The 21420-nt window shown below is 69.8% G+C and carries 18 protein-coding genes; 9 read left to right on the top strand and 9 right to left on the bottom strand.

Annotation, left to right across the window (positions count from 1 at the left end; all coding sequences use genetic code 11):
* Positions 1-621: 621 nt before the first annotated feature.
* From ABZX37_RS46710 to ABZX37_RS46690, 5 genes are read left to right on the top strand one after another with little or no spacing between them, the layout of a single operon-like run.
* Positions 622-2250 (top strand): serine protease, encoded by a 1629-nt coding sequence (locus ABZX37_RS46710; RefSeq protein ID WP_354750790.1) that lies wholly within the window; start codon positions 622-624, stop codon positions 2248-2250.
* The gene (locus ABZX37_RS46705) at positions 2247-4526 is read left to right on the top strand and encodes a tetratricopeptide repeat protein (RefSeq protein ID WP_354750789.1); all 2280 of its coding nucleotides are present in this window, start codon (positions 2247-2249) and stop codon (positions 4524-4526) included. The genes ABZX37_RS46710 and ABZX37_RS46705 overlap by 4 nt, the downstream gene beginning before the upstream one ends.
* Before the next feature lie 18 nt (positions 4527-4544).
* Complete coding sequence (locus ABZX37_RS46700) at positions 4545-5939, top strand: VWA domain-containing protein (protein WP_354750788.1); 1395 nt, start codon at positions 4545-4547, stop codon at positions 5937-5939.
* Complete coding sequence (locus tag ABZX37_RS46695; protein WP_354750787.1) at positions 5936-7021, top strand: hypothetical protein; 1086 nt, start codon at positions 5936-5938, stop codon at positions 7019-7021. The genes ABZX37_RS46700 and ABZX37_RS46695 overlap by 4 nt, the downstream gene beginning before the upstream one ends.
* The gene (locus ABZX37_RS46690) at positions 7018-8313 is read left to right on the top strand and encodes an ABC transporter substrate-binding protein (protein WP_354750786.1); all 1296 of its coding nucleotides are present in this window, start codon (positions 7018-7020) and stop codon (positions 8311-8313) included. The genes ABZX37_RS46695 and ABZX37_RS46690 overlap by 4 nt, the downstream gene beginning before the upstream one ends.
* 74 nt (positions 8314-8387) lie before the next feature.
* On the opposite strand, the gene ABZX37_RS46685 is transcribed toward ABZX37_RS46690, so the two are convergent.
* The 7 genes from ABZX37_RS46685 to ABZX37_RS46655 all read right to left on the bottom strand — a co-directional run bounded on the left by ABZX37_RS46685 (position 8388) and on the right by ABZX37_RS46655 (position 14763).
* Entirely contained in the window at positions 8388-8969 is a 582-nt protein-coding gene (locus ABZX37_RS46685) for a dihydrofolate reductase family protein (RefSeq protein ID WP_354750785.1), read from the bottom strand.
* Between the two features lie 3 nt (positions 8970-8972).
* Entirely contained in the window at positions 8973-9278 is a 306-nt protein-coding gene (locus ABZX37_RS46680; protein WP_354750784.1) for a VOC family protein, read from the bottom strand.
* A gap of 386 nt (positions 9279-9664) precedes the next feature.
* A complete protein-coding gene (locus ABZX37_RS46675; protein ID WP_354750783.1) occupies positions 9665-10234 on the bottom strand; it encodes a TetR/AcrR family transcriptional regulator in 570 nt (189 codons plus the stop codon).
* Positions 10231-12126: a YhgE/Pip domain-containing protein gene (locus ABZX37_RS46670; RefSeq protein ID WP_354750792.1), complete on the bottom strand. Its 1896-nt coding sequence runs from the start codon at positions 12124-12126 to the stop codon at positions 10231-10233. The genes ABZX37_RS46675 and ABZX37_RS46670 overlap by 4 nt, the downstream gene beginning before the upstream one ends.
* Before the next feature lie 26 nt (positions 12127-12152).
* Positions 12153-12893, bottom strand: coding sequence for an ATP-binding cassette domain-containing protein (locus tag ABZX37_RS46665; protein WP_354750782.1), 741 nt, complete (start codon positions 12891-12893; stop codon positions 12153-12155).
* Positions 12894-13000: 107 nt separating this feature from the next.
* Positions 13001-13894 (bottom strand): GNAT family N-acetyltransferase, encoded by an 894-nt coding sequence (locus ABZX37_RS46660; RefSeq protein ID WP_354750781.1) that lies wholly within the window; start codon positions 13892-13894, stop codon positions 13001-13003.
* 17 nt (positions 13895-13911) lie between these two features.
* On the bottom strand, positions 13912-14763 hold the full coding sequence (locus ABZX37_RS46655) for a class I SAM-dependent methyltransferase (RefSeq protein ID WP_354750780.1): 852 nt from the start codon (positions 14761-14763) through the stop codon (positions 13912-13914).
* 347 nt (positions 14764-15110) lie between these two features.
* Here ABZX37_RS46655 and rpsA point away from each other — a divergent pair, with 347 nt between their 5' ends.
* The gene (gene rpsA, locus ABZX37_RS46650; protein WP_354750779.1) at positions 15111-16604 is read left to right on the top strand and encodes a 30S ribosomal protein S1; all 1494 of its coding nucleotides are present in this window, start codon (positions 15111-15113) and stop codon (positions 16602-16604) included.
* Positions 16605-16794: 190 nt separating this feature from the next.
* On the opposite strand, the gene ABZX37_RS46645 is transcribed toward rpsA, so the two are convergent.
* Positions 16795-17427, bottom strand: coding sequence for a TetR/AcrR family transcriptional regulator (locus ABZX37_RS46645; protein WP_354750778.1), 633 nt, complete (start codon positions 17425-17427; stop codon positions 16795-16797).
* A 158-nt stretch (positions 17428-17585) separates the two neighbouring features.
* Between ABZX37_RS46645 and ABZX37_RS46640 the strand changes: the two genes are divergently transcribed.
* On the top strand, positions 17586-18026 hold the full coding sequence (locus ABZX37_RS46640; RefSeq protein ID WP_354750777.1) for an OsmC family protein: 441 nt from the start codon (positions 17586-17588) through the stop codon (positions 18024-18026).
* 241 nt (positions 18027-18267) lie between these two features.
* Here ABZX37_RS46640 and ABZX37_RS46635 read toward each other — a convergent pair whose 3' ends face one another.
* The gene (locus ABZX37_RS46635; protein WP_354750776.1) at positions 18268-18489 is read right to left on the bottom strand and encodes a hypothetical protein; all 222 of its coding nucleotides are present in this window, start codon (positions 18487-18489) and stop codon (positions 18268-18270) included.
* A 215-nt stretch (positions 18490-18704) separates the two neighbouring features.
* On the opposite strand from ABZX37_RS46635, the gene coaE reads away from it, so the two are divergent.
* Both coaE and thrS read left to right on the top strand, forming a co-directional pair.
* Positions 18705-19889, top strand: coding sequence for a dephospho-CoA kinase (gene coaE / locus ABZX37_RS46630; RefSeq protein WP_354750775.1), 1185 nt, complete (start codon positions 18705-18707; stop codon positions 19887-19889).
* A gap of 142 nt (positions 19890-20031) precedes the next feature.
* Positions 20032-21276, top strand: a complete 1245-nt coding sequence (gene thrS / locus ABZX37_RS46625; RefSeq protein WP_354750791.1) for a threonine--tRNA ligase — start codon at positions 20032-20034, stop codon at positions 21274-21276.
* Positions 21277-21420: the final 144 nt, after the last annotated feature.

Genomic DNA, 21420 nt, shown 5'->3' with positions numbered 1-21420 from the left:
ATCGATTCCCCGTGGCGCACCAGGAAGATCTCGGTGGCGCCCGATGAAGGGCTCCTTGAGGGAATCAGATTTCCTCAAGGAGCCCTTCACGGACGACAAGACCCGGTCACACGGCGGCAAATCGGGCGTTCCGGTGCTGTTGGCGTCCTTTGTGGATGGTCAGTGAGCCGGGGTCACGCGGCTTATTATCAGCTCCTGGCATTGGCTCTTCCGGCGGAATCGGCACCGCGTCCGTTCGGGCGAGGACGAGTCCGGCGGAACGGGTGACGGCATCCGGTCGGGCGGTCCCGGATCTGCGGTGCGGACAACGAAATCGGCGGCGAATCCGGCCGGGCGACCACGAATCGGCAGCCCACGCGGGTACGGTGTCCGGCCGATCCGTTTCGCACCAGCGCGGGGAAACCTGAAATTCGCGGGCTTTTCGGTAGTCTGCCCGGCGGTGTCGTCAACGTCAGCGGCTTCTTCGCTGTCCGGCCGCCAACACGGAGCGATCGCGGAGAAACCGGTGTCACCCACGAGAAGTGCCGCGACGCCGCTGAACGGGTGAGGTTGCTGCTCCAGCGTGGGCCACTTTCCGCAAACGCCGCCCGACCTGCGGCGCGTCCGGCGTAGGGTCCTCCCGTGGGGTACCAGGCCGAGCGTCGACGCTGGCGGGTTCGCCTGCGCGACCGCACGGGCGGGATCCGCGGGGCAGGCACCATGCTCGACGAGGACCATGTGCTCACCTGCGCGCACGTCGTCGAGCGGGCCGGCGGGCCGGACGCGGACGTCCTCATCGATTTCGTCGGGCTGCCCGGCACTCCGGTGCGCATCGGCCGCGTTGCGCCGGGGGCTTGGGTGCCGCCGGGAAGGGACGAGCGCGGCGACATCGCGGTGCTGCGGCTGGCCGAACGGGTGCCGGGCGCATGGGGCGCGCCGTTGTACCGGATGCCGTTGTCGGACGGCCAAGCCGTGCGCGCCTACGGGTTTCCGGCGGGCGCGGACGAAGGGCTGTGGACGTTCGGCGAGCTCGCCGGAGAAGGCGGGCCTGGCTGCGAATGGGTCCAGCTGGCCCGGAAGAACGACGACCAGCCGATCACCGGCGGGTTCAGCGGCACCGCGGTGCTCGACGAGGAGACCGGCCGCGTGGTCGGCATGGTCGTGTCCCGGTACAAGGCCGAGGGCGAGCGGGTCGCGTGGATGATCCCGGTCGAGACCATTCTCGGTTACCTCGGCGCGGACCGGTGGGGGCAGGGGAGTCCGGCCGTCGACCAGACTTTCGGCCGCGAGCTCGACCGGGTCGCTTACGACCCGCAGTTCGCGCGCGAAGTCGTGGGCTGGTTCGGCGAGGGGCACGGCGTGTGGATCGTCGTGACCGGCGAGGCCGGGTCCGCTAAAGCGGCCGCGCTTGATCTCGCGGTGGTGCTTGCCGACCGCGAGCGTTCCGCTGCGGCCAACGAACTGCGCGACACCCTGGCCAAGGAAACCTTGCCGCCAGCGGGAAGCGTCGATCTCGCGGTCGACGCGGCGGGCAAAACCTCCGCGCAGGTACGGCAGCGGCTCGCGGAGCGGCTTGACCTCACCTTGGACAACGGCGCGACGCATTCGGGCATCGGCCGCACCGTCGTGGTGAACGCGATCGACGACGCGGCTGAGCCGGAACAGCTGATCGGCGAGGTGATCGCGCCGCTCGCGGACCGCGCCGCGCGGCTGGGGATCCGGCTCGCACTCGGGTTCCGCCGGGAGTCGTCGCCGGGGCTGACGGAGCTGCGGTCGCGCCGGAACGGGGGCCGCCCGGACGGGTTGGCTCGCCGGATTTCCGCGCTGGACAAGCAGATCGACGAACTCGCCGTTCTCGAGGAGCACATCGCCGAGCTGGTCCCGCGGTTCGCAGTGAACGACATTCCGCCGCCGCGGGTGCGTCGCCGCCGTGGTGCGGTGAACCGGTTGCAGGAAGCCGCTGATCTCGGGGATGTCGCGTGGGCGGAGCGGCACGTCGAGGAAGTCGCCAGTGTGGTGGCCGCCGATCTGGCTGCGGCGAAAATCGCCCGTGATCGGCTCAACGCCGCGCATGAGCGCCGCACCGAGTTGCGGTTTCGGCTCGACGGCTACGGAGAGCGCGCCCGGGCTGCTGGCCGGGTCGAGGATCCGCTGCTGGATTCGTTGTACGCCAACGCCTGGCAGTTGCTGTACGAGGGCGCGTGCGAGCCGGAGGCGGCCGCGGCGGCTGTCGAGGAGTTCGGTGCCGCGGTGCGCAAGGGGAGTCGATGACGGCCTGCGCCCGCCCGAACTGTTCCGGCACGATCAGCCGTGCCGGATTCTGCGCGAAGTGCGGCTGGGCACCGGGATCCGAGCCGAAGAGGCCCGCACCGAAAGCCGACGCGACGCTCGTCATCCCCGCCCCGGGCGCGAGCCGGATCGCCGACACCGTCGTCACGCGGGAGCAGCAGACCGCCGGCCACGGCACCGGCGACGACTACATCCCGCTCCCCGTGGTCGTCCTGCCGGACATCGCCGGGCGGGTCCTCGCCGATCCGCACGTCGCCGAGGACGAACGGCACTGCGGCAAACGCGGCTGCGGCGCGCCGGTCGGCCGCTCGACCGGCGGCCGTCCCGCGCGCACCGAAGGTTTCTGCTCGCAGTGCGGCACGCCGTTTTCCTTCTCTCCCAAGCTGTTTCCGGACGATGTGGTGGACGGCCGCTACCAGGTGCACGGCTGCATCGCGCGCGGTGGACTCGGCTACGTCTACCTCGGCACTGATCTCCGGCTGAAGCAGTACGTCGCGCTGAAGGGCCTGCTCAACACCGGCGACGAGGCCGCGGTCCGGATCGCCGAGACCGAGAGCCAGGTGCTGACCTCGCTCGACCACCCGAACATCGTCCGGATCCACGACGTCGCCACGCATCCGGACCCGCACGGCGGGCCGGACGCGCGCTACATCGTCATGGAGTTCGTCGACGGCCTCCCGCTCGCCGAGGTGATGCGGCGCGGCCGCGCGATGCTCGACGGGCCCGAGGGAAGGCTGCTCGTCGAGCACGTCGTGGCGTACGGCCGGGAGATCCTCACCGCGCTCGGCTACCTGCACGAACAGGGGTTGCTGTACTGCGATCTGAGCCCGCAGAACGTGATCCACGGCGAGAAACGGGTCAAGCTGATCGATTTCGGCGCGATCCGCAAGATCGGCGACCAGACCAGCCCGATCGTCGGCAATCCGCGGTTCCAGATCGGCGCGACCGAACTGGACGAACACGGGCTCACCGTGCGCTCGGACATCCACACCGTCGGCGCGACGCTGCGCGATCTGTTCCGCTGCAGCGACGGCTGGCCGCATCCGGCCGACAAGCGGATCGCGCTCGGCGTCGAATCCTTCACCCAGGTGCTCGACCGCGCGACCGGCCCGTACGAGCACCGCTTCGCCACTACCGGCGAAATGCTCGTGCAACTCGACGGCGTACTGCACGAGATCCTTTCGCTGCGCGACCGCCAGTCGCGGCCGTCGATCTCCACGCTGTTCACCGAAGCGGCCGTGCTGCTGGACGCCGGGCTAGGCCAGCCGAGGCCGGTCGGGGAGTGGGTACGCCGCGCCCGGCGCACCGCGGGCCCGCTCGGCGCGCTGCCCGAACCGTTCGACATCGCGCTCGGATTGCCAGTGCCGCACGAGGATCCGCACGACCCAGCGGTGACCTTCCTGCGAACCGTCCGTGCGCCGGATCCCGCGCGGCTGCTGAAGAAACTCGAACGCGCGGACTCGACCGTCGAGGTGGAACTGCGCCGGTGCCGGGCTTGGCTGGAACTGTCCGAAGTGGACTCAACCGGCACGGAGCAGGCCGGTCGGCGCGTGGACGCCGCCGAAAATCTGCTCGGCGCCCGGGCCAAGCACGACTGGCGGATCGCCTGGCATCGCGGCCTGGTCGCGCTCGCCGCAGGCGCCGTGGAGACCGCGCAGACCTGGTTCGAGCGCGTGCACCGCGACATCCCGGGCGAGGAGACGCCGAAGCTCGCGCTCGGCCTGTGCGCGGAGCACTGCGGCGGGTCGAAACGAGCGGCGCGCTACTACGACGCGCTGTGGGTGCGGGACCACCTGCAGGTCAACGCCGTTTTCGGGCTGGCTCGCGGGCATCTGCGGCTGGACGAGCGCACGGCGGCGGTGGACCTGCTGGACCAGGTCCCGGAGTACTCGCGGCACGACGAGGCGGCCCGGATCGCCGGAATCCGCGTGCGCGCCGGGATCCTGCCGGTGGGGGACGCGCTGCCGGGCATCGAGGACCTGACCGAGGCGATCGACCGGCTGTCCGCGCTGGACCTGGACCGCGACACCGCGGACCGGCTCACCGCCGAGGTCCGCGAGAGCGCCCTGCGGTGCTTCGCCGCCGGGATGCGCGGGATGCCGCCCGGCCCGGTCCTCGGCGAACGCCTCGACGAGCACGGGCTGCGGCTGCTGGTGGAGCAGTCGTACCGGCGGATCGCGCGCCGGGCCGGTTCGGCGGAGTACCACGACGCGTTGGTCGACCGGGCGAACGAGACGAGGCCGACGACCTGGGTGTAGGCGGCGAAGGGGCGAGGGATGAGCAGGGGTTGGGACGTCGAGGTCCATCAGAACCGCTACCTCGGCGAAGGCGACACCGCGATGCAGGCCGTGGTCACCGTCTCCGCGCGCGACGACGGCCAGCCCGAGTTCCGGCCGCCCGGCGCGGAAGTGCTCCTGGTCGACTGCTCGACGTCGATGCGCTACCCGCCGACGAAAATCGCCGCCGCACGCCGGGCCGCGGCCGCAGCGATCTCGGCCCTTCCCGACGGTGTCGGCTTCGCAGTCGTCCGCGGCACCGAACGCGCCGACCTGGCCTATCCACCCGAACCCGGTCTGGCAGTAGCGTCGGATGAAACCCGAGCAGCAGCGGTCGCCGCAGTGGAGCGCTTCGTCGCAGTCGGCGGCACCGCGATGGGCACCTGGCTGGAGTGCGCGCGCAAGCTGTTCGCCCAGGTACCCGACGCAGTGCGGCACGCGATCCTGCTGACCGACGGGAACAACCAGTCGCAATCAGCGGAGTCGCTGCGCCGCGAACTAGACGCCTGCGAAGGCCAATTCGTCTGCGACGCAAGGGGAATCGGCGACGGCTGGCAACGAGCCGAACTGGTCGAGATCGGCCGGGTCCTGCGCGGCTCCGTCGATTCGGTGGTACGCGACGAAGACCTGGTCGACGACTTCCGCTCGCTGATGGCCGCGGCGCTCGCCAAGGTGATCCCGTCCGCGCGGCTGCGGATCGGCGTCACCGAACAAACCACGCTGCGCTTCGTGAAGCAGGTCTGGCCAAGCGAATACGACCTCACCTCGCGCTGCGTCCCCGACGGCGACGGAGAGACGGTCCTCTCGCTCGGTTCGTGGAGCGCGGGGGAGACCCGGGAATTCCAGCTCGCAGTGGAGGTCTCGGCGGACGCCCGGCCGGAGTACGGCTCCGACCGAATGCTCGCCTGGGTCGAGGTCGACGACGCCCCGGATTCGACGGTCCCGCTGCTGGCGCACTGGACCCACGACCCGGTCGCCCCGACGCTGGTCGACCCGAAGGTGCGGCGCTACACCATGCACGCGGAACTCAGCGAGGCCTTGGTGAACGCCGACGAGGCCTACGCCGCGGGCGACCACGCGCGGGCGGCGCGCGAATGGGGCCAGGCTGTCGAAATCGCCACGCGGACCAGCAACAAGGAAGTCCTGCGCCGCCTCGCCCGGGTAGTCGACACGACTGGCGAGGCTGTGCGGCTTCGCCCCGAAGTCACCCGCAGCGAACTGCTCAACCTGCTGGTCTCCACTGTCTCGAACGTCGGCGACCAGCCCCGCGATGCCCGTCCCGCGCCCGTTCCGGACGCGAAACCAGCGATCTGCCGCCACTGCGAGACTCCCAACGCGTCCGACGCCCGGTTCTGCGAGGAGTGCGGAGAGCCGCTGCACGGAGGCGCCGCGTGACACTCCGAACGCGGCAAGCGCTAGTCCGAATCCGGGCAGTGCTGCTGGCCGGAACCGTGCTCGCACTGGTCACTTCGTACCTGGCGGTCAGCGGCGTCGTCCGGACCGCCGACCAGATCTCGTCCGCGACCAGCCGAGCAATCCTCGAAGTCGCGGCCGCGCGAGACGCCCTCGTATCCGCCGACGCCGCGGCCATCGCCAGCTTCGCCTCCGGAGAAGCAAAACTGGCCGGTCCAGGACAGGAGTACGAAAACCGGATGGCGTCAGCGAGCCAAAGCCTCGCCCGGGTCGCGGAATTCAACCAAGCAGGCGACCCCGGCGCCGGAACCCTGCAAACCGTCGAAGGCCTGGTCGCGTCGTACTCCGGCGCCATGAGCCAGGCCGACGCCCACTTCCGCCAACCAGGCGCGGAATTGGTCGGACTAGCCGACCTCTGGTACGCCTCACGCCTGCTGCACGCCCCCGACAACGTCTTGGAGCTACTAGGAAAACTGCAAAAAGACGAGCGCACTGCCCTGGACAGCCAAATCTCCGGCACCAGGATGAGCGCGGGCCTGCTCATCCTCTGGCTGCTGCCGCCGATCGTGCTGCTCGCTCTCCTGGTCGCGACCCAAGTCTTCCTGCGCCAGCGTTTCCGCCGCCGCCTGAACCCGCCGTTGCTGGGCGCGACCGTACTAGGACTGGGCGTCGTCGCAGGCCTGCTGGCCGCCTTCGCCTTGGCCGGACGCCTCGACACAGTGCGCGGCAATGTGGACCAAGCCGTCGCCGTCCGAGAGAAAAGCATCGAGTCCGCCGACGCGGGAGGCCACGCCCGCCTGGCCACCCTCCTGCACCAACGCTGCGGCCCGTCCGACTGCGGGTCCACAGTGGACGATTTTCGCCGCCAAACCCCAACCACCTCGACGGCGGCCCCCGCCCAGAACGCCATCACCTCAGCCGCCCGAGCCGTAACGACGGCCGGAGCCGCCGCCACCGAATCCGGCGGTCTGCCCATACTGGTCCCCACCGCCCTGATTCTCACCGGCGCGCTAGTGGTGGCCGGGCTATACCGCCGGATCGACGAATACCGGTACCGCCCATGACCCGGTGGAAGAGACTGCTCCTGCTCGCGGCCACCGCGCTGGTGGCGGCTTCCTCGGCATGCGGGGTCGCCGCGAACAGCAACACCGTCCAGGTAATCGGAGTATGGACCGAAGGCGAGGAAGCAGCCTTCAACCAGGTCAAACAACGCTTCGAGGAAAAGACCGGCATAGAAGTCCGCTATCAAGGCACGCGTGCCGTCGAACAGGTCCTAGCCGCAGACGTCCAGCAAGGCGCCGCCCCCGACATAGCAGTCCTCTCCAGCCCGGGTCTGCTGGCCGACTACGCCCGCCGCCAGGAAATCAAACCTCTCGACTTCCTGGAACAACAAGCCGAATCCTTCTACGGCAGACAATGGGTCAACCTGCAACGCCTCGGCACCGGAAAACTTTACTCAGTCGCGGTCAAAGCCGACCTGAAAAGCGCGATCTGGTACCGCCCCGCAAGCCTCCCGTCCCCGAAACCCGCCACCTGGCACCAACTCGTCGCTCTCGCCGCCAGCCAGAACACCCCGTGGTGCCTGGGACTGGCCGCCCCGCCCACCTCAGGCTGGCCGGGCACCGACTGGATCGAAGACATCCTGCTGCACTCCGCGGGTCCGGAGATCTATCGCCAATGGGCGGCAGGCACCCTCCCGTGGACGTCAACGCCGGTACGCCAGGCATTCCAAGACTGGGGCACCCTGGTAGTCCACCCCGGCGGCATCCAAGGCGGTGCACCGGCGGCATTGCTCACCGACTTCCGAGACGCGGCCCGCCCCCTCTTCACCGACCCGCCAGGCTGCCGCATGGAACACCAAGGCTCCTTCGCCATGGGCAGCTACCAAACCATGCACCTGCACAACGAAACCGGCCCGCGTCCGCAACCAGGAACCGACTACGACTTCTTCCCGTTCCCAGGCTCCGGCGCGTCGGAAGTATCGGCGGACCTGGCCGCGATGTTCAACGACACCCCGCAAGCCCGCCAATTCCTGGACTTCCTGGTCTCGCCGGAAGCCCAGCAAATCTGGGCAGGAAACCCGAACGCGACGGCCTTCTCCGCGGGAACCGCAGTACCGAAGGACGTCTACCGCGACCCCGTAAGGAGAAAGGTCGCCGACACCATCACCTCAGGAAAACCAGTCTGCTTCGACGCCTCCGACCTCATGCCGAAGACCATGACCGGCGCCTTCTACCGCGCGATCCTGGAATACACCGCGGACCCCGCACAACTGGAAACCCTGCTGACCAGACTCGAAGAGACCCGCAAGAGCATCCCCAGAGCAGACTGGCTGAACGTCCCCTGTGGACAGTAGGGGAGACACCCAGCCGCGAACGGCTGGGTTGTCCCAGGGGTCGCCGAGCGGAAATCCACCGCGGAGGCCAGATCTCACCGGGCTCCGTGGACGATGCGGTATCGCACATGCGTGACGCCGCGGCCTTCGAGCCGCCGCACGGGCTCCAGTTCGACGTGGCCGAGCCCGGTCGGTGCGAAGAGTCGCCGTCCCCCGTCCAGCAGCACCGGGACGAGGTGGAGTTCCAGTTCGTCGAGCTGGCCCGCGGCCAGCAGAGCCTGTGCCGCGCCCGCGCCGTGGACCAGCACGGGTCGGTCTCCCGCTTTGTCCCGGGCCTCGTCGGCGCACGCGTTGACGTCGGTGTAGAACTTCGCGCTGCCCGGTGGCTCGTCGTCGGGGTCGAAGCGGTGGGTGAGCACGTGGATCGGGACGCCGTCGTGGTGGTCGCCGTTCCATCGCTTGGCCAGCTCGAACGTGCGGCGTCCGGAGATCACGGCACCGGTCGCCGAGGCCTCCGCGTAGACCTGCTTGCTGACCCCTTCCTCATTCCGATGGTCGAGCCAATCGAACAGCCGGAATCCGTCGCGGCCGAGTTCCTGACCGGGCCGGTCGTCCGGCCCGGCGATGTATCCGTCGATCGACATGGACATGTACAGCCGCAGCGGCGTCCTGCTCATCTCTCAGTCCTCTTTCCCGGGCCAGTCGGCGGCGGTCATGCCGTCGGGGTGTCCCGCGGGCCACTGGACGAGTTCGATCCGGTCGCCGGCCAGGATGTCGAGCGTGTCGGCCATCGATTCGACCCGCACGACAAGGTGGCTCACGTCAGTGCCGCGCTCGACCAACTCGTCGCCGGGGAGCTTGAGCATGGTCAGCTGCCCGATCGGCGTCTCGGGCACCGTGCCGACGACCTCGTAGCCGAGCGCCGTGCAGAACGCCAGCGACCGGGGAAGATCGGCCACTCGCAGTCCGATGTGCAGTGTCCGCATTCCAGTGCCTCCTTCGGGTGCGCCTCGCCCGCGGCGAGCCGCTTTCACCCGTGCGTCGAACACGCGGCACCGGATTCGACAACCGGGGCCGGATTCTGCTCGACGGATGACCGGTGCCACTCGCGTCCCGCCGTGACGAGCCCGCGTGCCCCCGAGGATTCACCCGCCCGCCTGCCCGGTCAGCGGTACCCCCGTAACCACCACCCCACTTAGCGTGACCCACGCAGGAATGACCGACCCGGAAGGACCGAGCAATGATCAAGCGCCTGTTCCAGACCGTCCTGCGGCACGGATGCTGCTCCGCCTGCACCGGCAAGGGCTGCGGCTGCTGCGCTAACTGCCACTAACCCCTGAGGGGCCCGGCGCCGAAGCCGGGCCCCACCACGTCACCTCTTCAACCCGCGAATCAACAACATCACCGATCCGAGCACGTCAGCCCGGGACCGAGCCGGATGAAAGACCTGCCAATCCAACGCCACCACCAGCATCGTCCCGAAAACCCCAGCCGCGGCGGTCGCGATATCCAACCCCTCAGGCAACCGCCCCGCGGCCCCCAGCCTCTCCAGCTGCGCCTTGACGACGGCAATCAGCTCTTCCCGCAACAACGCCAACGTGTCATGCCACCGCCCAGGCGTATGCCACAACTCGCTGACCACGATCTGCGAGAACCCCGGATACTCCGCAATGAACTCCAGCGTCGTATCCACCTGAGCCTCGATCACCGCCAACGGATCATCATCCGTCCCGGCCGCCCGCAACCGTCCGGCGAGCAGGTCCACGCCGAACCGGAGCAAAGCGTCGACCAGCCCGTCCTTGGACCCGAAGTTGTAATAAACGGTCCCTTTCGCGACCCCGGCCTCAGCCGCGATGTCATCGACCGTCAGCCCGACAAGGCCGCGACTGGCCGACAGCCGCAGAGTGGCCTCGAAGAGCTTCCGCTTGGTCGCTTCTCTCACAGGCTCAGCTCGGGCTTGAGCGCCGAGACCGACCACACCCGGTGTTTGCGCGCCGCGAGGGTGGACAGCAGGATCCCGCCGACGAGGTACGCGACCAGCACCCCTATGTCACCGAGGATCTGCATCGACGCGCCGGTATAGAGCAGATGCCGGAACCCGTCGATGGCGTAGCCCATGGGCAGCACTATGTGCAGCGGATAGAGCGCGTCCGGGATCGTCTGCCAGGGGAACGTGCCGCCCGCGCTCACCAGTTGCAACACCAGCAGCACCAGCCCGAGGAACTTGCCGACGGCGCCGAAGAGCGCGTTCAGCGCGTGCACGATCGACGTGAAGGCCAGCGACACCAGACAGGCGAACCCGATCGCGCCCAACGGATGCGCCACGTGGATGCCGACCAGCCAGGTCACCGCGGCGAACAGCACGATCACCTGCCCCAGGCCGAGCACGGCCGAGGACAGCCAGCCGCCGAGCGCGACCCGCAGCGGCGACGCGCCGGCGGTGAGCGCGCGCGTCGACAGCGGGCGGATCAGCAGGAACAGCACGAACGCGCCGATCCAGGTGGCCAGCGAGATGAAGAACGGCGCGAGCCCGGCGCCGTAAGTGCCCGCCGACGCGACGCCGTTCGACGTGACCGCGACCGGGTCGGCGATCGTGTTCGCGGTGGCGGTGCGGGTCGGATCGTCCGGGTTCGGGATCTGCGACAGCCCGGCGGCCAGTCCGTCGCGCAGCTTCGCCGAACCGTCGGCGAGCTGGTCGGTGCCGGTGACGGCGGTCTTCTCGCCGTCGTTCAGCTTCGCCGAGCCGTCGCGCAGCTGGTTCGCGCCGTCGGACGCCTGCGAGATCCCGTTGGCCAGCTGCGGCGAGGCCGACGCGAGCTGGTGCGCCCCGTCGGACACCTGCCGGGCGCCGCTGGAGAGCTTCTGCAGGTCTCCGTTGGCGGACTGGATCTTCCCGTTGGCCTGGTTCGCGTCCGTGCGCAGCTTGTCGTAGTCGGCCAGGATGGAACTGGCGACGTTGTCGGACACCCCGGATTCCTGCAGCTTCGCCGCCAGCTGGCTGCGATAACTGTCGATCCGGCCCATCACGTCCGAGGAAGCCGACGCGGCCAGCGAACCCGCGCTCGCCACCTTCTGGTTGCCGTCGGCCACCTGGCCCGCCCCGTCGGCGAGCTTCTGGGTCTGGCTCGGCAGCTGCGCGGTGCTCGATTTGAGCGTGCCCAATCCGGTGGCGAGACTGCTCGACCCGGTCGCGAGCTGACTCGCCCCGTCGGCCAGTTGATGTTGCCCCGTCTGGAGTTTCGCCGCCCCGTCGGCGAGCTGTTTGGCCCCGTCGGTGGCTTCGGAGATCTTGCCGTAGATGGTGGAGAAACCGACGAGGAACTTGTCCGCGGCCTCGCTGCCCACCTTCTCCGCGATCGTCTTGCGGACCTGGTCGGCGACCTGCTTCGCGATCGTGCCGGACAGATAGTTGTTGGCGTCGTTGGTGGTCAGCGTGATGGTCGCCTGCTGCGGCTCGAAATTGCCGGACGACAGCAGCGCCTTCGAGAAGTCGTGCGGGATGCCGATGGCGAACGAGTACTTGTCGTCCCGCACCCCGTCCCGAGCGTCCTTTTCGGACACTTGATGCCACTGGAAGGTGCCGGACTTCACCAGTTCGTCGGTGACCTCGCGGCCGACGTTGCGCTCGGCCCCGCCTGTGTCCTTCGCGCCGGCGTCCTCGGTGAACACGGCGGCGGGCAGCTTGTCGAGGCGGCCGTACGGGTCGTAGTTCGCGTAGAGGTAGAACGACGCGTACAGCAGCGGCACCATGACGAGCGCGAACATGGCGAGCTTCGGCAGCGTCCCGGTGGACAGCCTGCGCAGCTCGTTGCGCGCGATCCGGAACGCGTTCAGTCCGCCGGCCCGCTTGTGGGGGGTGGTCATGCCCGGTCTCCCTCGGAGTTCTCGGTTTCGGCGGTCAGTTCGGCGGTCTCCGGGAGCTGCTTGGTCTGCTCGGCCTCGGTCTCCGCTTCAGCGGGCTCTGGCGGGGCGTACAGCCGGATCGGGTCCGGTTGCTCGGCCTCGCCGACCTTCGCGGGCGGATAGGGGAGTGCCGATTCCGGCGTCGTCGCGGCCAACACGGCCACCGCGAACCCGCGCGCGGCGTGCTCCTTCGCAACAGCGGTCCAGGAGCCGACGTCGCTGGTGTGCCGGTCGGGCGTGTCGAGGACGAGCACGCGCACGCCGTCGCGTTCGGCGGCCAGCGCGGTGAGCAGGCGGGTGCGCAGCGCGGGTTCGAGACTCTCGAACCGGCTGTCGGCATACGGCCCCGCGTCGTGTTGCGAGAGCCAAGCCGTGACCGCATCCTTGCCGGAAGGACGGTGCGCGAGCGCCAGCTCCTCGCCGGTGACGACGCGCAGCGACAAGGCCTCGTCCGGCTCGCTGACCCCTGGCGAGTCCACCACGGCCACGAGCCGCCGCAGGTCGCCGTCGGAATCGGCGGTCACGGTGCCGGTGGTCGGCTTCAGCCGCCCGGCCAGCGCGAGCGCCAGCGCGGTGATGCCGACGCCCGGCTCGCCGTGCACCACGGTGAGGCAGCCCTCCTCGACGGTGAGCGAGGTAGGCGGCAACAAGGGGCCGTGGGGACCCTTCAGGGACACCCGGTCGGCACGGACCTGCACAGGACACACTCCACGGATTTTGAACTGACTAGTCAGTTCAAAAGTTAGTCCTGACCTCGGGGGTCGGCAAGACGGCTCGCCGGACGTCACACCAAAGAGCGGAAAGCTCAGCGCAAGGCCCACGCAGGGTGTGCTTCCCAGGACGTCCACAGCGGCCGGTAGCCCTGCCGGTGCCAGAACACCGACGACAGGGGATTGGTCGGGTTGTAATAGAGGTAGGTGCCGGTCGCTCCCTGGTTCAGCAGTTCGCGGTGCGCGCGCGCCATCAGCGCGCGGCCGATCCCGCTGCCGCGGCTGGCGGGGGCGGTGACGACGTTGTTCACGTACCCCCAGCGTCCGGACGGCAGCAGCTCGGCGGCCTCGCTTCCGGGCGTGGACTCGACCCAGTCGCATTGCGCGAGCGCCGCCACCTCGCCGTCGACCTCGGCGAGCCAGGTCGCCTTCTCGCCGAGCGCGCGGCGCAATGCCGGGCCGAGCAACTCCGCGGTCTGCTCGCGTTTCCGGTGCGCGACAAGGCCGGTGTAATCGAATGTCGCGGTGCACAACGCCAGAGCCGCCGGGTAGTCGTCCGGTCCGGCGAGGCGGATCGATGCGTCGGTCTCGACGTTTTCTGGCACTACAGCGGGGCGAACGGCCAGTGCGGACAACGGAACCAGGCCGTGGTCGAGGAAAGCCCGGATGGCTTCGGCGTCGCGGCTCGGCCAGTTGACGACGCACGCCGAATCGGCGCCCGGCGCTTCAGTGTCCACTTGGGACCGAAGCGCGCCGAGCAGCGCGTCGAATCCTTCGGTGCCCGCCGTTTCCGGATCCGGGAACAGCTGCCACACCTCGGCCGCCGACCACAGCAGGGGAGCGTCGCCCGGACCGTGCCGGTAGCGCTGGAGCATGGCGGAAACCTGCGTGCCGGACGCGGTCACCGCGCGCAGCCGGTCGCCGCTCGCGAGCGGAACGGGCGGCGGCAAGAGCGGGTCGAGTTCGGCGAATCGGCCTGCGGAGCTCACCAGCGCAGCGTAGCCGGTCAGTCGCGGCGCGTGCGGAAGATCGCGGTGCCGGGGAACAGCCTGCCGCGCAGCGGGCTCCACTGGCCCCAGGTGCGCATGTGGCCCGCAGGCCACTCCGGCTCGACGAGATCTTCCAGCGCGAAGCCCGCGGTGGCGAGCGCGCGCACGTAGTCGCCGAGCGTGCGGTGGTATTCGACGTACGTCGCCGTGCCGTCGTCGTCCACCTCGACGTACGGCGTGCGGTCGAAGTACGGCTGGGTCGCGGTGAGCCCCTGCGGCCCGGGGTCGTCCGGGAAGATCCACCGCATCGGGTGGGTCACCGAGAAAACCCACGGTGCGCCGGGACGCAGCACGCGGCGCACCTCGCCGAACACCGTCTCCAGCGACGGCACGAAGGGGAGCGCGCCGAACGCGGAGCACGCGATGTCGAAACTGGCGTCGGCGAACGGGAGCCGCTCGGCGTTCGCCTGCACGAGGGGGACCGTCGCGCCGGTGCGGGCGTTCCCCTCGCGGGCGTGCCGGAGCATGCCGCCGGACAGATCGGTGGCGACCGGTTCGGCCCCGGCGGCCGCGAGCCAGCGCGAGCACGCGGCCTGTCCGCAGCCGACCTCGAGCACGCGGCGTCCGCGCACGTCGCCGAGCAGCCGCGCGTCCTCCTCGCGGACGCCCTCCGGGCACCAGACGAAATCGGCGTCGCCGAGGAATCCGCCGTGGGTGGCCTGGTAGTCGTCGGCATCCGCGTCCCACCAGGCCAGATTCGCCGCTTCCGCCTCGTTTCCGCCGACCTCGCGGTGGGCGACGCCGACGGTGCCGAGCCGCTCTTCAGCGCTCGCGTGGCTGGCCGCCGGGGCCGCAGCGGGCTCGGGCATGCCGGTCTCCTCTCCCGGTGGCGCCGGCTGGGCGCGGGGAATGCCCGGACCGGCGGAAACGTTCGACAGAAGGTACCGGGAGCCCAGGGCGACCCTGATTGTGTCCCCCGCGGGGGCCCGCGTACGATACGTGTTAGCGCAGTGGGGTTCGCGCTGCCCGGGTGACTACCCACCGGGGCCGCGCATCGTCAGCGGGTCATGCCGCGGTCGTTCACTGGTGGAACGTTTGGTCGCCGGACGTTTGAGCAGGGTCGCCGCATGCCATGGCTGCGGGACTCGCCGCGTGCACCGCCGGTAGCCAACTTCACATCCACCTACGACACCCATCCACCGGAGCAACCCGCCTAATGACCACCGACACCGCCACCGCCCCGACCGCCCCGACCGGGGCCCCGCAGGTCGCCATCAACGACATCGGGTCGGAGGAAGACTTCCTCGCGGCTATCGACAAGACGATCAAGTACTTCAACGATGGGGACATCGTCGAGGGAACCATCGTCAAGGTCGACCGCGACGAGGTCCTGCTCGACATCGGGTACAAGACCGAGGGCGTCATCCCCTCGCGCGAGCTGTCCATCAAGCACGATGTCGACCCGGCCGAGGTTGTCGCCGTCGGCGATGAGGTCGAAGCCCTCGTTCTCCAGAAGGAGGACAAGGAAGGCCGTCTGATCCTGTCCAAGAAGCGCGCGCAGTACGAGCGCGCCTGGGGCACGATCGAGGAGCTCAAGGAGAAGGACGAGCCCGTCAAGGGCACCGTCATCGAGGTCGTCAAGGGCGGCCTCATCCTGGACATCGGCCTGCGCGGCTTCCTGCCCGCGTCGCTGGTCGAGATGCGCCGCGTGCGCGACCTGCAGCCGTACGTCGGCCGCGAGCTCGAGGCGAAGATCATCGAGCTGGACAAGAACCGCAACAACGTGGTCCTGTCCCGCCGCGCCTACCTCGAGCAGACCCAGTCCGAGGTGCGCAGCGAGTTCCTCAACGCGCTCGCCAAGGGCCAGGTCCGCAAGGGCGTCGTGTCCTCCATCGTCAACTTCGGCGCCTTCGTGGACCTGGGCGGCGTCGACGGCCTGGTGCACGTTTCCGAGCTGTCCTGGAAGCACATCGACCACCCGTCCGAGGTCGTCGAGGTCGGCCAGGAGGTCACGGTCGAGGTCCTGGACGTCGACATGGACCGCGAGCGCGTCTCGCTGTCGCTGAAGGCGACCCAGGAAGACCCGTGGCGCCAGTTCGCCCGCACCCACGCGATCGGCCAGATCGTGCCGGGCAAGGTCACCAAGCTCGTTCCGTTCGGCGCGTTCGTCCGCGTCGAGGAGGGCATCGAGGGCCTGGTGCACATCTCCGAGCTGGCCGAGCGCCACGTGGAGATCCCGGAGCAGGTCGTCCAGGTCAACGGCGACGTCATGGTCAAGGTCATCGACATCGACCTCGAGCGCCGTCGCATCTCGCTGTCGCTGAAGCAGGCGAACGAGGGCGTCACGCCGGAGACCGAGTTCGACCCCACCCAGTACGGCATGGCCGCCGAGTACGACACCGAGGGGAACTACATCTACCCCGAGGGCTTCGACCCGGACACGCAGGAGTGGCAGGAAGGCTTCGACAAGCAGCGCGAGGAGTGGGAGCGCGGCTACGCCGAGGCCCACACGCGCTACGAGGCCCACATGGCCCAGGTCAAGAAGGCCGCCGAGGCCGACGCCGAAGCCGCTGCCGACGCTGCCACCGGCATCGAGGGCGGCGAGCAGAGCTACACCTCGTCCGCCCCGGTCGAGGCGAAGAGCGGCGGCACGCTCGCCAGCGACGAGCAGCTCGCGGCTCTGCGCGAGAAGCTGTCGGGCGGCGCGTGAGCGTTGACTCGCTGAGTCTCTGAACAGTTTCGGCCCCGGTCCGCACGGACCGGGGCCGAACTGTTTTCCGGATTTGTTCACGCGAGGCGGCCGCCGTCCCGCGCGAGGACGTCCGGCGGCAAGGCCAGGTCGATCTCGCGACGAACTCGGCCCAGCGCTCCCGAGCGCGATGCCCGGGTGCGGTTCGGGGTCAGGCGCGCAGGCCGAGGCCGTCGATCGTCGCGCGCACCCCGCGGCGGTACATCGTCTCGTGCGCGGTTTCGCTCGGGTCGAGGAACCAGTCGTCGAGCGGGCTTTGCGAGCGGATCGTCAGCTCGACGCTCACCAGCCCGTGCATCGCCGTCCAGAGCAGGTAGCCGCATTCCTGCGGGACGACGCCCGGCGGGCAGACCAGGTCGATTTTCGCGACGAACTCGGCGAAACTCGTGCGCAGCACCCCGGATCGCAGCGCCGGGTCGGGGTCGTAATCGTGCACCGAACGCTCGAACATCAGGCCGTAGCGCGCCGGGCTTTCCAGTGCGAAGCGGCGGTAGGCGAGCGCGACCTCCACCAGATCGGCGATCCCGTCGCCCTCGGTCCGCGGAACGTCGCGCAGGTCTTCGCCCAGCAGGTCGAAAGCCCGTTCGTACAAGGCGTCCAGCAGGCCGGTGCGGCCGCCGAAGCGCGTGTACACCGTGATCGTGGACGCCCCGGCCTGTTCCGCCACCGCGCGCACGGTCAATCCGGCGACGCCTCGCTCGGTCAGAACGGTCAGCGCCGCGTCGAGGAACCGGCCGCGGTTGTGCTGCTCCGCCGGTCGTGTCGAGAGATGCCGGGTGGCCATCTCCCACCCCCTTTTGCCCGTGCTCCGCGGGAAGCGCGTCCGCGTCTCGCAAGCAGAAGATACGATATTCACGGCTTCTTGGGAACGTCGTTCCCGGACCGTCCACAAGCGACCGCCCGCACCGGGCGGGCAGTGCCGAGCAGAAGGAATCCGCCCTCATGACCCAGCCGGAACCCGGCACTGTCGTCGTCACCGATGCCGGGAGCGGCCGCTACACCCAGCGCGTCACGACCGCGGGCCACGAATTCCTCGCCGACGAACCGACGAGCGCGGGCGGCGCGGACGCCGGTCCCACGCCGTACGACCTCCTGCTGTCCGCGCTCGGCACCTGCACCTCGATGACGCTGCGGATGTACGCCGACCGCAAGGGAATCCCGCTGACCCGCACGACCGTCCGGCTCCGGCACGACCGCGTCCACGCCCGCGACTGCGAACGCTGCGAGACCGAGGTCGGGTTGATCAGCCGGATCACCCGGGAGATCTCGCTGGAAGGCGACCTCGACGACGCCCAGCGCGCGCGGCTGCTGGAGATCGCCGACAAATGCCCGGTGCATCGCACGCTGAGCCACGAGATCGCGATCGAAACCCACGCGATCTGATCGCGGCGGTCCGTGAGGGACTCCTTGAGGGAATCAGATTCCCTCGGGGGTCCCCTCACGGACCGCAACCCGGCTTCCGCTGCCGGGCTGCGGGGCCGCAGCGACGTGCGTTCACCCGGATCGAGCCAGCTGAGCTGGGGAAACACGCCGGAAGCACGTCCGCGTCACAGCCTTGAGTTCCTGGCATGGGGAATCAGAGTCCGTGAAGGTGGCCCTCACGGCGCTCGCCGAAGCGGGAGGGTCAGGCGCGTTCAAGCGAAACCGAAGGCACCCAGGCACGTTCGAGGGCCGCTTCGCGGGCACGACGGCGGAGGCCGGCCAGGCTGTGCTTCGCGGGCACGAGCAGCGCGCTGAACCACGTGCGCCGGTATTCCGCGAGAGCGTCCGAGACCTGGCGATAGCCGACGCAGTGCACCAGGCCGGGGGTGCCGAGCCGGTGCTTCCCGACGTGCTTATCCGCCATTGTTCCTCCGTGTGGGCGACCCTTCCGCCGCGCACGGTACGCACTCGACCCGCGAAAACAGCGCAAGCGCGCGGCGTGTCACCCACATCAGTTCGGCTACGCCCGAAAATGTGCTTGCGTTTACGCGGAGGGTGTGCGGGTACCTGTGCGGGTGCACGTGCAGGGGGTCCGATGTCGCCTGAGTGGGTGACGGTGGCTCTCGTTAAGGTGTGGCCATGCTGCGAGTGGGCCTGACGGGCGGGATCGGTGCGGGGAAGTCGACAGTGGCGAACCGGCTGGCCGAACACGGGGCGGTCGTCATCGACTCGGACCGCATCGCGCGCGAGGTCGTGGAACCGGGCACGCCCGGGCTGGCCGCGCTGACCGAGGCCTTCGGCAAGGAAATCCTCGCCGAGGACGGCTCGCTCGATCGGCCCGCGCTCGCCGCGCGCGCGTTCTCCGACGACGAAAGCCGCAAGCGGCTCAACGCGATCGTGCATCCGCTGGTCGGGCAGCGCACCGGCGAGCTGATGGCCGAGGCCGCGGACGACGCGGTGGTCGTGCACGACGTCCCGCTGCTCGTCGAGAACGACCTCGCTCCCGCGTATCACCTGGTGCTGGTGGTCGACGCGCCGGTGGAGGTGCGGGTGCGCCGGCTGGTCGACGTGCGCGGCATGCCCGAGGCCGACGCCCGGGCGCGGATCCGGGCGCAGGCCGCGGAGGAACAGCGCCGCGCGGTCGCGGACGTCTGGCTCGACAACGGCGGGACGCAGGACGTCGTGCTCGCCGAAGTGGACGCGCTGTGGGCGGACCGGCTGGTGCCGTTCGAGGCGAACCTGCGGCTGCGCAAACCGCGTCCGCCGGCCTCGCCGGTGATCTCGCCGTACGACTCGAGCTGGCCGCTGCAGGCCGAACGCCGGTTGGCGCGGCTGCGCCAGATCGCGGGTTCACGGCTGGTGCGTGCGGACCACATCGGGTCCACCGCCGTGCCGGGCCTGCCCGCCAAGGACATCCTCGACCTCCAGCTCACCGTGTCCTCTTTGGATGATGCGGATGCGCTTGCCGAAGCGCTCGCCGACGCCGGTTTCCCGCGCCGCGAAGGCGAATGGTGGGACGATCCGCAGGACGGCGACGGGAAGTGGCTCAAGCGCTTCCACCAGAGCGCCGACCCGAAGCGGCCGGTGAACCTGCACGTCCGGTCCACCGAGACCCCGGCGTGGCGGCTCGCGCTGCTGTTCCGCGACTGGATCCGGGCGCATCCGGACGAGCGCGACAACTACACCGAGGTCAAGGAAGCACTGGCGCGCAAGCATTCCGCGGACGGCACGGTCGAGCAGTACGCGGAGGAGAAGCAGGGCTGGGTCAACGCGGCGTTCGTGCGCGCGCAGATGTGGGCCGCGCAGAGCGGCTGGAAGCCCTGACCCGGAAATCAGGTGCGGTCCCGCCTCGCGCGGGGTTACCGTTCGGGCCATGAAGCGCGCCCAGTCCACGACGACGCCGGATCCCGTCCCGGCGCGCTGAACACTGCCATTCGAGCCCGGGGCGAGCGCCCCGGGCTCTTCGCTGTGCGCTCGCCTCGCCTTCCGTGAGGAGACCGCCATGCCTGACCACCGCAAACTCGGCCGGGAACTCGGCCTGTTCGGCAGCGACCCGCTGATCGGAGCCGGGCTGCCGTACCTGCTGCCCGACGGCGCCGCCGTGCGGCACGTGCTGGAGGAGTACGTCCGCGAGGTCGAACGCCGAGCCGGCTATCAGCACGTGTCGTCGCCGGTGCTGGGGAAACGGGAGCTGTACGAGCTTTCCGGCCACTGGGCGCATTATCGCGACGACATGTTCCCGCCGATGGACCTCGGCGGCGAACAGGTCGTGCTGCGGCCGAGCCTGTGCCCGCACCACGCGCTGATCTACCGTTCCCGCGCCCACAGCCACCGCGAACTGCCGGTGCGGCTGGCCGAACTCGGCGGGATGTACCGCGCCGAACTGTCCGGCGTCCTCGGCGGGCTCAGCCGCGTGCGGGCGATTCAGCTTAATGACGCGCACATTTTCTGCCTGCCCGAGCAGGTCGGCGCGGAGGTGCGGAGTGCGCTCGCGCTGATCCGCCGGGTTTACCGCGATCTGGGCCTGAAACCCGCGCGTTACCGCCTTTCCTTGCCGGACAACCGGGGCAAGTACGCCGGTGCGGCCGAGGCGTGGGAGCGCGCGGCGGAGGTGCTCGTCGAAGCGCTCGACGGCGTCGAGTACGAACGCGGGCCGGGCGAAGCCGCGTTCTACGGCCCGAAGATCGACGTCCAGATCGCCGACAGTTCCGGCCGCGAGTCGACCCTGTCCACCGTGCAGGTCGACCTCCACCAGCCGGAGCAGTTCGGGCTGGAGTACGTCGGTCCCGACGGCCGCGCGCACCGGCCGGTCCTGGTGCACCGCGCGGTGCTCGGCAGCCTGGAACGCGTGCTGGCACAGCTGATCGAGGAGCATGGCGGCGCTTTCCCGCCGTGGCTTGCTCCGGTGCAGGTGGCCGTGCTGCCGGTCGGCGACGCGGAACTCCCGGCGGCCCAAGCGGTGGCGGAGCAGGCGATGGACGCTGGGCTGCGCGCCGAGGTCGTCCCGGCGGACCGGGGGAGCCTGGGCGCTCGTATCCGCGACCGGCGGCTGGCGCCGTACCAGGCGGTGATCGGTGCGCGAGAGGCTGCCGCGGACCTGGTCGCGCCTCGGCTCCGGGATGGCCGCAAGCTGGATCCGTTGCCAGGGAAGGAGTTCGTGGCCGCAGTGGCTGCCCAGGCCGCATCCCGCTCCAGCGAGCTGTGGGGCTGAAAGCGCCCTTGGGGCGATGCGGCCCGCGCGCCACTCCGCTCCGTGGTGCAGATGTCCGTGAGGGGAACCCTGAGGGAATCTGATTCCCTCAGGGTTCCCCACACGGACTTCGGTGGCAGCGATCCGCCGCAAACAGCGCTCGCG

This window comes from Amycolatopsis sp. NPDC004079 (assembly GCF_040610415.1).
Taxonomy (GTDB): Bacteria; Actinomycetota; Actinomycetes; order Mycobacteriales; family Pseudonocardiaceae; genus Amycolatopsis; species Amycolatopsis halotolerans.
Note: the sequence above shows the minus strand (reverse complement) of the source record. Positions and strands in the feature narration are given on the sequence as shown.

Bases quoted from the DNA above. Each gene is read 5' to 3' on its own strand.
- ABZX37_RS46705 (WP_354750789.1), top strand. From the start codon at position 2,247: ATGACGGCCTGCGCCCGCCCGAACTGTTCCGGCACGATCAGCCGTGCC.
- ABZX37_RS46700 (WP_354750788.1), top strand. From the start codon at position 4,545: ATGAGCAGGGGTTGGGACGTCGAGGTCCATCAGAACCGCTACCTCGGC.
- ABZX37_RS46690 (WP_354750786.1), top strand. From the start codon at position 7,018: ATGACCCGGTGGAAGAGACTGCTCCTGCTCGCGGCCACCGCGCTGGTG.
- ABZX37_RS46685 (WP_354750785.1), bottom strand. From the start codon at position 8,969: ATGAGCAGGACGCCGCTGCGGCTGTACATGTCCATGTCGATCGACGGA.
- ABZX37_RS46680 (WP_354750784.1), bottom strand. From the start codon at position 9,278: ATGCGGACACTGCACATCGGACTGCGAGTGGCCGATCTTCCCCGGTCG.
- ABZX37_RS46655 (WP_354750780.1), bottom strand. From the start codon at position 14,763: ATGCCCGAGCCCGCTGCGGCCCCGGCGGCCAGCCACGCGAGCGCTGAA.
- rpsA (WP_354750779.1), top strand. From the start codon at position 15,111: ATGACCACCGACACCGCCACCGCCCCGACCGCCCCGACCGGGGCCCCG.
- ABZX37_RS46645 (WP_354750778.1), bottom strand. From the start codon at position 17,427: ATGGCCACCCGGCATCTCTCGACACGACCGGCGGAGCAGCACAACCGC.
- ABZX37_RS46640 (WP_354750777.1), top strand. From the start codon at position 17,586: ATGACCCAGCCGGAACCCGGCACTGTCGTCGTCACCGATGCCGGGAGC.
- ABZX37_RS46635 (WP_354750776.1), bottom strand. From the start codon at position 18,489: ATGGCGGATAAGCACGTCGGGAAGCACCGGCTCGGCACCCCCGGCCTG.
- coaE (WP_354750775.1), top strand. From the start codon at position 18,705: ATGCTGCGAGTGGGCCTGACGGGCGGGATCGGTGCGGGGAAGTCGACA.